Source organism: Arthrobacter sp. SO3 (assembly GCF_020532825.1).
Lineage (GTDB): Bacteria > Actinomycetota > Actinomycetes > Actinomycetales > Micrococcaceae > Arthrobacter.
Genome location: NZ_MQTS01000070.1, coordinates 1 through 11357 on the forward strand (window position 1 = coordinate 1; position 11357 = coordinate 11357).

General features: G+C 55.4%; 8 protein-coding genes. 5 read left to right on the forward strand and 3 right to left on the reverse strand.

Annotation, left to right across the window (positions count from 1 at the left end; all coding sequences use genetic code 11):
* Together BJQ90_RS07565 and BJQ90_RS07570 are read left to right on the forward strand one after the other, a co-directional pair.
* The coding region (locus tag BJQ90_RS07565; protein WP_226759683.1) for a hypothetical protein at positions 1–194 on the forward strand (194 nt) is incomplete at its 5' end.
* Between the two features lie 14 nt (positions 195–208).
* The gene (locus BJQ90_RS07570) at positions 209–1126 is read left to right on the forward strand and encodes a DNA adenine methylase (RefSeq protein WP_226759684.1); all 918 of its coding nucleotides are present in this window, start codon (positions 209–211) and stop codon (positions 1124–1126) included.
* 225 nt (positions 1127–1351) lie between these two features.
* Here BJQ90_RS07570 and BJQ90_RS07575 read toward each other — a convergent pair whose 3' ends face one another.
* Both BJQ90_RS07575 and BJQ90_RS07580 read right to left on the reverse strand, forming a co-directional pair.
* A complete protein-coding gene (locus BJQ90_RS07575) occupies positions 1352–2038 on the reverse strand; it encodes an RloB family protein (protein WP_226759685.1) in 687 nt (228 codons plus the stop codon).
* Between the two features lie 2 nt (positions 2039–2040).
* The gene (locus tag BJQ90_RS07580; RefSeq protein ID WP_226759686.1) at positions 2041–3384 is read right to left on the reverse strand and encodes an AAA family ATPase; all 1344 of its coding nucleotides are present in this window, start codon (positions 3382–3384) and stop codon (positions 2041–2043) included.
* Positions 3385–3744: 360 nt separating this feature from the next.
* On the opposite strand from BJQ90_RS07580, the gene BJQ90_RS07585 reads away from it, so the two are divergent.
* From BJQ90_RS07585 to BJQ90_RS07595, 3 genes are read left to right on the forward strand one after another with little or no spacing between them, the layout of a single operon-like run.
* Entirely contained in the window at positions 3745–5361 is a 1617-nt protein-coding gene (locus tag BJQ90_RS07585; protein WP_226759687.1) for a type I restriction-modification system subunit M, read from the forward strand.
* A gap of 13 nt (positions 5362–5374) precedes the next feature.
* Complete coding sequence (locus tag BJQ90_RS07590; protein ID WP_226759688.1) at positions 5375–6547, forward strand: restriction endonuclease subunit S; 1173 nt, start codon at positions 5375–5377, stop codon at positions 6545–6547.
* A gap of 24 nt (positions 6548–6571) precedes the next feature.
* Positions 6572–9709 (forward strand): type I restriction endonuclease subunit R, encoded by a 3138-nt coding sequence (locus BJQ90_RS07595; protein WP_226759689.1) that lies wholly within the window; start codon positions 6572–6574, stop codon positions 9707–9709.
* A 743-nt stretch (positions 9710–10452) separates the two neighbouring features.
* Here the strand turns inward: BJQ90_RS07595 and BJQ90_RS07600 are convergent.
* Positions 10453–11357: hypothetical protein (locus BJQ90_RS07600; RefSeq protein ID WP_226759690.1), on the reverse strand; the 905-nt coding region annotated here is incomplete at its 5' end.

Sequence of the window (11357 nt, forward strand, 5' to 3'; positions counted from 1 at the left end):
AAAGACCCCGGACCCGCAAAATCCCCGCCAATCCGGGAAACCCGGCCAGCCCCCGAATCCCCATGTCAGGAGCCCTGGTGCTGACTGGGCTGACTACTGACACTGGCACGGACCTCGTGCGGGATGCTCTGCTGGACGCTCAGGCTGTCATTGCTGAACTGCTGGCGTTCGTTTCTGTTGCTGCGGCTGCCTAAGGGAGATGAACACCATGACAACAACTACTACTATTGCGCACCCGTTCTTCCCTTACATGGGTGGCAAGCGCAAGATTGCGAACTGGATCCACTCCAACAGCCCTGAGACTTTCCGTGACTACTACGAGCCGTTCCTTGGCGGGGGAGCGATTGCCCTTGATGTCTTGTCTCGGGAACCCAAGGGCTCGGGTCGCAAGTTCTACCTGTCTGATTACAATCCAGAAATCGTGGCTGCTTGGTCTGCCTTGAAGGAAACCCCTGAACTGCTGTTTAGCATCCTTGAAGGCTTCTTTGCTGCGCATTGCCGGGAGCACTTCAATGCTGTGCGGTTCTGGGACCGGAATGCGGTTCTAGAACAGAAGTCACAGGCTGAACGCGGAGCCCGATGGATTTACCTTGCTCGCACGTGCTTTGGCGGCTCCCTTACCACGGACAAGAGCGGCTTCATGAAGGCATCGTATGCTTACCGGCATGCAGGACATGCAGGACATGCGGGCCACTCGGATCCTGATTATGCCAACATGCGGGCGGTCTCTGAACTGCTGAATGCTTTCGATGTCACGATCACCCAAGGCTCATACGAACGTGTGTTGAACACTGCGGGCTTCGGGGATTTCATCTATCTGGATCCTCCCTACGAGACCACCGCGGATGACGGCCATGAAATTACGAGCAACTATGTCTCTGGCGGCTTCGACCATGGGGTTCTGGCTGAAAACATGAACAAGATGACTGCTCTCGGGGCCATGGTCCTGATGAGCAACGCTGACACTGCTCCCGTGCGGAAACTGTTCGCGGGGTTCGCCTGTGTGCGTCCTGACCACATATGGACCGTCAATGGTGCGAGAAGGGATGCCAGCGAGATCCTAGTATCCAATTGGCGGCTCGCGGACCGTCTCACCAAGCAGCGGGCCTTGGCTCTGGCTGCCTAATCCGTCCACATTTGTTGGCAGTTCTTTCCATATGGACAGAACTGCCAACCGTGACTACATGCCACCTTCCCTCATGGATTTTGGCTACTACACACGCGTGACCCACACGGCAGGACTACTGCCGCTGTCTTATGTTGCCTGTTCTCGCTTTGGCTCGCGTGGCAATCCCGTCGAAACCCGGCGAACCGTGTTGGCAGGCGGTGCCTCCCGTACTCGTCGTAGTGCTTACAGAGTGTGCTCAAAACCGGGGATGCTCCTACGGGCGCTCTCGATAAGGGTTCTAATCACGGTGTCGACCGATGTGGATGGATTATCATCCGGAAACGACCTGCAATCCTGCTCGTGGCGCTGTCTGAGTTGCTGGGAAAAGACCTCGGCTCGTTCAAAGTTGCCTTGAATCTTGTCCAGCACGATGCTCTTATTGTTACTGCCCGTGAGCATACCCTTGCTTTTGGCTACAGTCTGAATCTGGGAAGTCTCGCAATACCTTCCGTGGGCGTAGTCATGGAGCACCATGAAAAGTTCAAAGCATGGATTACTGATGATGAGGTCAATGCCCGCGCTTGATGCCTCCGGAGCGATGTTCATCAATTCGCCAGCGAAGTCATCGGTGTCGGTGACCACCCACACCTTTTTGTAAACATTCTGGCGGTCATTATTCCGTCTGGCCTCGAGCCGGTCCTCGTCGCGCAAGTCAATCGCTCGCCTCAGAAGAGCAGCCGGGTTTCTGCCCTTAGACTCGACATCCAGTTTCAACGGCGTGTTCGACAATGATTGCCTGATGTATTCAAAGTATTCGCCCTCGGTCATCCCACCTGCCACGATGAGAAAACGGTCACGCGGCTGACGGGTTGCCTGATTGCGGCCCTTTGAGCGCGGGCCAGCAAACTTGGATTCTTGTCTTCTGCCCATGCCTAGGGAGCCGCAGTTTGAGGGAAGTCGCCCAACAGGGCTGATTCCAGAAAACTGGGGCTAGGCAATCCGCCATACCTACCCAGAATGTAATTCCTGAAAATGTTCTCATCTGGTCGCAACTTGTATTCAGTCAGGCTAATGAGATAGGAGGCATTCTTCCTGTCCTTCTCGACCAGATAGATTTGGTCCCGCTCCAACAGCGGATGCTCCATCGAACCCTTGGACAACAGTGCGACATCATGCGTCGTAAAAATTAGTTGCGCGCCGCGACTGTTCACCGTGGGGCTCTTAAACATCGACACGATTTCCGCCGTCAAAACGCTGTGAAGGCTCGAATCAATTTCATCGACGATGACCGTTCCACCTGTTTCAAGCGCCAGCAGGCACTTCGATACGAGGGCAATGAAACTCTTAGTGCCTTGGCTCTCGTACGCCATTGAGAAGGGCGTCGAGCCCGTAGGGGATTTGTGAGAAAGTATCAATTCCCGTCTGACGGGCGACATGAGTTGTCCGGAAATTCGCTCCGCACGCATTTCCGCATTTTTAGACAGTGTGTAGTTGAACCGGGCGACAAGCCCGCCGCCGTCTGGAATTGGTGGAAGTTCTGTCTCTTTGACTTCGATGCCATCAATCCCCAAGTCAGCCTTAGACAGAATCATTAGCATGGATTGGCTAAATGCCGGATCATGCATCAGTCGATCCTGAACTCGTAAGTGCTCAAATTCCCATTGTTGGGCGTCATAGCAGTGGAGTTTCTGAGTTATCCAGTGGTACGCAGGCGTGAGTTGAGATGAAGCCCCCATCTGGGAACCAGCACTCAGCGTCAGTGCGTTAGGCCGGGACTGAACCGCTTGTTTGAGTTCCGCCTTCATCCCCTTGAACGACGGACCGAATTTAATGTCATCAAGGTCGTCGCCAAGCCCGCGCTCAAAAAGCACCGTACGATGCGCACTCTTATAAACATAGAGATGTTCTGTCAGGATTCGCGTTTGATCACAGGAAAACCCATACACATAGTCGAGGTCGTCATCGGCCCGAAACTCGATGGAAAATTCCGTGGGTTCGGTGATGAAGTCAGGATCCAGCAGGAACGGCATGACGGGTACGGCACTGTCCGGCTCCCACCGTGTGTAGGAGTTCCTTACCGCCGTTTGGACGGTCCGCAACGCCTCATACAGGGTTGACTTACCGGACGCGTTGCTGCCGAACACCGCCATGATTGGCGATACATCGCTCCAGTCCTCGGGGGCAACACCCTTGGGGCGCTTGCCTGCTCTGTAGAGGCTCAGCGTTGCCGGATCCCGGAGGCTGCGAAAATTTGCGACTTGGAACTTTAAAAGCATGACGGCCCTTCGTCTCAGTGCTTACAGGGCCAACACTACTGCTTCCGACGCATGAAACGCGATCCTGTGCGGAAAATCCGCAAAAACAGGCGTTTCGTTCCATCGACAGTGCAAGCAGATGTGAAGCCGGCGACGATTCGCGCAGCGTCAGGGGGTTACTCAGGGGTCTGAGTCTCGTTGCTTCTGAGTCAGGGGCAGCGACTGGCCGCCAGAAGCGAACACCTAAAAACTGCCCGCATTTTCGGTGTTAGTGTCCAGTCTTAGAAGAACTCGCGGTCTCTACACACTGCCGAACTGTTGGTCCTGAAACGGAATGCACGGGGTGGCTAGCCGGAGACAACCATACGTAAGGAAGAACCAGTGGCTCCACGTCAATCGAAAACAGGGGAACTCGGACTGGAGGCATCCCTTTGGGAGGCTGCCAATCGCCTACGCTCCTCGATGGACCCCTCCGAGTACAAGCACGTGGTACTTGGTCTGGTCTTCCTGAAATATGTGTCTGATAAATTTGAGAAGCGCCGCGCCGAAGCTGCTGTCCAGTTCGCAGACCCTACTTCGGACATGTACCTGCCGAATGAGGAAGAGCGCGAACGCTTTTTGGATGAGCGGGACCTCTACACGGGGGTCGGAGCCTTCTGGATACCGGCGGGGCACCGATGGACAGACCTGCGTGACGCTGCGAAGCTGCCGGACATCGGCGTCCGCGTAGACAACGCCATGGAAGCTATTGAGAAGGAGAACTCAACCCTAATTGGCGTGCTCCCTAAGAGCTACGCCAGCAAGGATTTGGCTGCTGGAACTCTTGGTGGCCTCATCGACATGTTCTCCCGCGAGGACCTCTCGGCTGCTGAGCACGAGGATCAGGACGTGCTCGGCAGGGTCTACGAATACTTCCTTTCTCAGTTCGGATCAGGTGCCGACCAGAGCGGCGGTGAATACTACTCGCCTCGTTCAATCGTCAAGACCATGGTCGAGATGCTTGAGCCGTACAAGGGGCGCGTCTTCGATCCGGCATGTGGCTCTGGCGGTATGTTTGTCCAGTCAGCCAACTTCACTGCTGCTCACTCGGGGAGTCGTAATGACATCTCTGTTTACGGACAGGAGATGAACCCCACGACGTGGAGGTTGGCGAAGATGAACCTCGCCATTCGCGGTATTGAGGCGAACCTTGGGGCGGAATGGGGTGACTCTTTTGCTGACGACAAGCACAAGGACCTTCGCGCCGATTTCATCATTACCAACCCGCCCTTTGGCAACAAGGTGTACTGGGCGGCGGATGCCCTCCAGTCTGAGACGAAGCGATTCCCCTACGGCATACCGCCCGCTTCCAAGGTCAACTACGCGTGGTTGCAGAACTACCTCCATCATTTGTCGCCCACTGGTACTGCGGCCACCGTCATGCCGAACGGCTCGCTGACATCGAACACGAACAATGAAGGTGATATTCGCCGGAAGATGATAGAGGAAGACAAGGTGGAGTGCATCGTGAGTCTCCCCGGTCAGTTGTTCTATGGCGTGCAAATTCCGGTCTCTCTCTGGTTCATGACCCATGACAAAAAGAAGCGGTTGGGGGAAGGCGTCAAGGCTCGCCGTGATCGCCAACATGAAGTGCTCTTCATCGACGCCCGAAAACTTGGGTTTATGGCCAGCCGGAATCAGAAGGCCTTCAGCGACGATGACATAGCCAAGATTGCGGACACATATCATGCATGGCGAGGGGAGCGGACACACGGCGCGTACGCTGACGTGGACGGATTCTGTAAGTCCACGACAACCGCCGAAATAGAGGCGGCTGGATGGGTGCTTACACCCGGTCGCTTTGTTGGCAGTGAAAGCATCGTTGACGACGGGGTTCCGGTCGAGGAAAAAATTGTCGAGCTGCGCGATTCGATCAAGTCAGGATTCGCTGCCCGCGCCTTCCTGCAAGCTCGTGTAGAAGAACTTCTTGACGGACTGGTGGTGGAAGAGGATGTCTAAATCGTACCTAAGTATGTACGCCACAGTCACTGACTGTGCTCATAAGACGGCCCCTAGGGCTGAATCGAACGCCTACGGTTACTCGGTAGGTACTCGCGACATCAAGGGCGGGCGTCTGCTGCTGGAAAATGCAAAGCCGGTATCGCAGGAAACATTTGAAACGTGGACTCAGCGCGAAGTGCCGACGCCTGATGACTTGGTTCTCGCTCGCGAAGCGCCGGTTGGACAAGTTGGGATGATCAAGGCAGGGCATCGCATTTGCCTCGGTCAACGAACTGTCCTGATTCGTTGCAGCGCGGAATTGGATTCCAACTACCTCTTGTATCGGATTCTCGGTCCAGAACTTCAACAGTGGATGGAGGATCACTCAGAAGGTTCTACGGTCAAGCACATCAACGTGGCAGACGTTCGGAAGATGCCGCTACCTGATCTCCCATCGCTTACCGAACAGCGTGCCATCGCTAGTGTGCTGCGAGCATTCGATGATCTCATCGACATCAATACGGGACTGATGTCGGACCTCGACGCGATGTATCTTACAGAGTGGCAGCGTATGTTTGGGCGGTCAGTCGTGGAGGGGGAAGCGTTTTCGCTCTCGGAGCTTGTATCCACCCAATACGGTTACACTGCGTCGGCCACAGACGTAGGGGAGGACCCAAAGTTCCTTCGTGTCATGGATATCAACAAACGGAACTGGATCGATTGGGGTAGTGTGCCACACTGCCCTATCTCAGCCCGCGATCTCGAGAAATACCGTCTTCGCAAAGGTGACATCGTGGTTGCTCGTATGGCTGATCCCGGCAAGTCCGCCATCGTTGACGACGACTCTCAGGATGCCGTCTTTGCGTCCTATCTGGTACGGCTTAAGCCCATAAACGGGGTTTTCAGTCACTACATCTATGGGTTGCTAAAGTCCCCCTTCTACTCACAATATGCGGAAGGTGCATCGGGCGGTTCCGTGCAGAAGAACATGAACGCCAAGGTGATCACTGGGGTTCAAGTAGGTACTCCATCACTTGTTGCGGTTGAGGCGTTTGATGCTTTGGGCACTGAAATACGTGCGGGTCTTAACCAGCTTCAGGCCGAGGTAAATGAGCTATCGCGAACTAGAGATGTGCTTCTTCCTCTGCTGCTCTCCGGAAAAGTTGCCCCTAATAGTGCAGCTAAACTTTTAGAAGCTGTGTGACGCAACAAACGACTGAGGGGGATCATGTCCGGGGTATCTGAAAATGTGCTTGAAGAAATGATGATTGAGCACTTGCAAAAGGTGGGTTGGGATTATGTACATGGGTCCACCATCAACCCCGGAGAGCCGCAGGCCGAGCGTGAAGACTTCAGGGAAGTCGTTCTCAAGGAGCGCCTCCTTCAGGCCATCTCTAATCTGAACCCGGAGCTTGACTTTGAGACTGTGCACGTTGTGGCAAACGCCGCCCTGCGGGCACAGTCTGAGGTAGCGCTAACCGAGAACTGGCGCACTTACCAGTTGTTGGTTGGCGGCGTGCCCGTCGAGGTTCGAAACGCCAACGGCGAGCTGCGAACTTACCTTGCAAGACTCGTGGATTTTAATGATCCCTCCAATAACGACTTGTTGGCTGTAAATCAGTTCACGGTCAAGGGGCGCGGTGCCGGAGCACGCACACGGCGGGCCGATCTGGTTCTCTTCGTCAACGGACTTCCGATGGTCTTGGTGGAGCTGAAGAACCCTGACAGTCAGCACGCTGATATCCGTCAGGCTTTCAACCAGATTCAGACGTATAAGAAGAACGTCCCGGAGCTGTTCACGTGGAATCAGCTATGCGTGATCTCGGACGGTCACTTCGCGCGTGCGGGAACTTTTACGGCCCCACGGGAGCACTTCGCGCCGTGGAAAGCTGACTGGGACGGAACTCGCCACACAGGACACATCAACGAGCTTGACCTCATGACTCAGGGAATGCTGAACCGTGAGGTCCTCCTTGACCTCGTGCATTCATACGTCAGCTTCTTAGGCGATGGATTGATGAAGCGAGTCGCCAAATACCACCAGTATTGGGCCGTGCGAAAGGCCGTGGACTGCACGCTCGAAGCCAAGGCGACCAACCGGCGTGCGGGCGTCGTATGGCACACGCAAGGCGCTGGCAAGAGCATGGAAATGTTGCACTATGTTGCCAAGATCATGCGACACCCCGAGATGAAGAATCCGACCGTCGTTGTTATCACCGACCGCAACGATCTGGACTCTCAACTCTTTGATGAAGAGTTTGCTGCTTCACGCATCGGTGCGCCACTTCCAGAGAAGCCTGAGCAGGCCGAGGACCGGCGTCACCTGAAAACGCTGCTGTCAGGACGCCAGTCAGGCGGCATCATATTTTCCACGCTTCAGAAGTTCGGACTGTCGAAGGAAGAGCGCGCGGACGGTATACAGTTCCCGCTGCTGTCGGACCGGGAAAACATCGTTGTTGTCGTGGATGAAGCGCACAGGTCCAACTACGACCTGATCGACGGTTTCGCGCGTCATCTTCGCGATGGTCTGCCGAGTGCCTCGTTCATTGGCTTCACCGGCACCCCCATTGATTCCGATGACAAGTCCACGCGCCAAATCTTCGGCGAGTACATCGACATCTACGACATGACTCAAGCAACCGCAGACGGTGCGACGGTTCGGGTTCTGTACGAACCGCGACTTATCAAGATTGACGTCCCTGAGACGAACCTTGCTTCGCTGGATGCACAGGTTCAGGCTGCGACACTGAGCGTCAAGAGCGATGAAGAGCGTCAGCGCCTGAATACTCGTTGGTCGAAGGTTGAGGCAATTGTCGGGTCGGAGTCAAGGATCAAGCAGCTTGCTGCGGACTTCGTTGAGCACTGGGACAAGCGCCGTGAAGCCACCGGGGGCAAAGCCATGCTCGTTGGCATGTCTCGCCGCATTTGCGTGGCACTTTATGACGCCATCATTGAACTGAGGCCCCATTGGCATGATGACGATGCCAACAAGGGCGGCGTTAAAGTAATCATGACCGGCTCAGCCGGTGACCCGGAGTCCTTGCAGGACCACGTTCTGTCAAAAGAGGATCAGAAGGTCGTCAAGAAGCGGGCGAAAGACCCAGACGATGCGTTGCACCTCGTGATCGTCAGAGACATGTGGCTGACCGGGTTTGACGCCCCGCCGATGAACACGATGTATGTGGACAAGCCAATGAAAGGCGCGTCCCTCATGCAGTCCATCGCCCGTGTGAACAGGCGCTTCCGGGACAAGGACTCCGGACTCGTCGTGGACTACCTAGGCATCGCGGAAGACCTGAAGTCTGCCCTCACGAATTACACGCGGCGGGATCAGGATAACCATGAAGTCGGGCAGGACATTCGGGATTCACTGGTACCTAAGGTTCTCGAACTCCACGGTGTCGTCTCTGACATGCTCCATCCCCATGATTGGCGCGCTAACCTCGCGTCCGGCGAACCGCGAGCATGGATCGCTGCTGGTGACATGGCAGCCGAGTACATCTTGAAGGTCGATTTGGACGCCGGTGCCTCTGACACCAAGGAGTCATTGCAGAGTCGGTTCATTGCTCACTCCAGCCAGCTTGATCGCCTGCACCGTGCAGCAACACCGGCAGTTGACGAACTTGGAATCGTGAACGACGTTAAGTTCTTCAACTCCGTCCGGGCGTTGTTCGGAAAGTCGGGGACATCAGACGACGACGATAGCGGGCGTGTAGCCGTGGACATTGCGATCCAGCAGATTCTTTCGGCTGCCTTGTCCGGTGATGGTGTGATGGACCTCTACGGTGAGAACAAAATGGACAACCCGGACATCTCACTCATTGATGACTCCTTCGTTGAACGGTTCAGGATGTCGGCCACCCCCAACCTCCAGATTGAGGCGCTGCGCCGCTTACTGGAGCAGGAAGTGTCGGCTCGCAAGAACCGCGACCTCGTTACCAGCAAACGGTTCTCCGAGATGCTTCAGAAGTCGATCAAGGCTTACCGCAACAAGGCGATCACGGCGTCCCTTGTCATAGCGGAGCTGGTCGAGCTTGCCAAGCAGATGAAGGCAGAAGATGCCAAACCTTCAAGCATGGGCATTCGGGAGGATGAACTTGCCTTCTACAACGCCCTGACAGACGACACAGTGGCGCGTACGGAGATGGATCATGAGAAGCTGCTCGCCATTGCCCACGAGCTTGTAGAGCTGGTCAGAAGGGACGCCAAGACTGACTGGAACCTCAAGGAACAAGTACGGGCCAGCCTCCGCATGAAAATCCGCGCTCTACTGTCCCGTCATGGATACCCGCCAGAAACCTCTGACAAGGCGACAAAACTAGTACTGTCTCAGGCGGAGTTATTCGCTGATCTCGTGAACACGTAAAGGCATGGGATCTGACTCAATGAACGCTTCTTGGACCATGGGCAGATCGAGTGCTTTTGTCCCTTAGGCGACTGGCTCCGGGTGGTCGAGAACCATGCGTTTTACGCCGACCTTGCGGAACGCCTGCGCGCTCTTTAAGCAAGAGAAACCACTCCACAAAGGGGCTGGTTGTCCACATTTGTAGCCATGTTGCCTAAATTATCCGGATAACCGGATCCTTTTGCTTGCCCCATGATTCTAGGTGTCGGTACAACACCTAACGGAAGATGATGATAGTTCGACTTTCCTCGCCAAACATGGTTTTATCAGGATCGGAATAGGCTGCGGAACGGTCTAAGAACCATACGACGCTATAAGTAAGGGAGGAAGGTCGTGGAAGAAGAACCTGCCGTGAATGTGTTTATCAACTGCACGCAACGGCTCAGCGATCTCACCTTTGACCTTCCCCGTACGGGCTACTACCCCAAGCCAAGCAGTAGGGGCATCCGTGAATTGAACCGGGATGCGCGTCTCACCCTTGTCCAGTTGGAACTGACAATCAGGCAGGGGATAGCTTCTGGGATCCTAACTCCGACCAACCTGCGCCATATCGTCATGAGGCTCCTGAACGATGCGGGCCTGCTCATGGGCTGGCTGTACGAGATGCGGAACCGTGGCGAAATTACAAGGCGAACATGGCGAAGGGCACGCAGGCTTCACCGGGCTCTCTGGGCCAGTGTAGGCAACCCGCCTCATAACAGTTTCTAGCAATCTGGAACAGTGGCGTACTTACTTTCATGCGGCCGCTGTTCTTGGATGTAGCGGTGCGAGAAGCGGTAAGCCGTATGGAATGTTTCGCTCTTAGTCAACGGATTGTCAGTGTTGAGGCGGAAAATTACTGTCGTCAGTAGGACCTCAGCCAAGAACCGAGCCATGGGAGCGGTGAAGCCCTGCGCGCGTTCGGTCATGTAGCGGTAGTGGACAACCCGGTTGATGATGTCCAACGTTTCATCGTCAATGGATGAAGCCGGAAAGTGTGTAGGGAACTCAATATGATCAACCCAGACCGTGGGAACGAAAGCGGGCGTCTCAGCGACGCTGGGGTGGAAGTCAAAGTATCGGCCCGGATACTCCATCGTGGGAGCCTTGCGCTGGCCGTTCTGGATCTCAATGCGGAACGGTAGGGCATGTGCGGCCATCATCTTAGGGTTGAACTGCTCCCCGGTCTCCTTCGCCATGTGCTCAACCACAAGACGCAATTCCATGGGATCCACCATCAACTGACCTGATGCTGTCTGTGTGGTCATCACCTTTGTCCATGCGGCAACCAGCAACTTCGGAGTCATGTGCGGGTAGCGATGTCCGTATTCGTTAAGGAACGCCGGGACCAACTGCCAAGCAACCCGTTCCTGTGGGCTCGGATCCGCGGGTAGCTCAACAGAGAGTTTGACCAGTCCGGAAGCCACAAGGAAAGCATCATAATTGCCCTGATACTGGCCGTGCCGTTGTGCTTCCTGAGCGGATGGAATAGCAGGTAGGACGCTGTGGCGCTCAATTTCGCTCTTGATGAAGCGCTGGCGCAGGATTTGGTGGCGAGTAGCGCTTGATGGTAGCGCGAGTCCAAACACCTGGTAGCGCAGTTCTGACGAGGTGGTAGCGGCCCGGGCGC